Source organism: Microbacterium sp. P5_E9 (assembly GCF_054049175.1).
The window spans coordinates 1-537 of the sequence record NZ_JBFUMV010000140.1 but is presented as its reverse complement, the minus strand read 5'-3'; the positions used below and the strand labels follow the sequence as shown (position 1 = coordinate 537).

General features: G+C 67.4%; 1 protein-coding gene. It reads right to left on the bottom strand.

Annotation, left to right across the window (positions count from 1 at the left end; translation table 11 throughout):
• A partial coding sequence (locus tag ACXJ3V_RS20670; protein ID WP_457102229.1) for a LysR family transcriptional regulator occupies nucleotides 1-528 on the bottom strand: 528 nt, incomplete at its 3' end.
• Nucleotides 529-537: the final 9 nt, after the last annotated feature.

Below are 537 nucleotides of genomic sequence, written 5' to 3'. Positions count from 1 at the left end.
CATGTGAACACCTCGCCCCCGGCGTTCCACGAGCTTCTTTCCGAGCGCCTCTTCCAGCTCGCGCACGGCCCGATGCACGGCCGCTTGCGACAGACCCAGGTCGATCGCAGTAGCCGCGAAGCTGCCGGCTTTGAAGAGCCCGAGGAAGGCGCGCAGCTGGGTCATCGTCAACCGCCGGTCGGGCTCGAAAGCCGTTCCGGCGATCAGCCTGCTGCCGGCGGTCAGATGCCGCATGCCTGCAGTGGCGCGCTCGAGCATCAGTTGCCCGGCCGCCGTCGGCGTCATGCCGCCCGAGCGGCGCTCGAACAGGACCCCGCCGAGCTGACTTTCCAGCTTGAGGATGCCCTGCGTCAGCGCCGGCTGGCTGAGGCTCACGGCGACCGCCGCGGCGCTGATGCTGCCGTGCTCGTGCACTGCGATCAGTCCTCGCAGGTGCCTCAGGTTCAGTTGGAAGACAGGGGTCAGCCCATCGGCAACGACGGAGGGTTTGGCTAGTGGCTGATCCATCTTCTCGAGCGGGCTGGTCATCGGCAACTA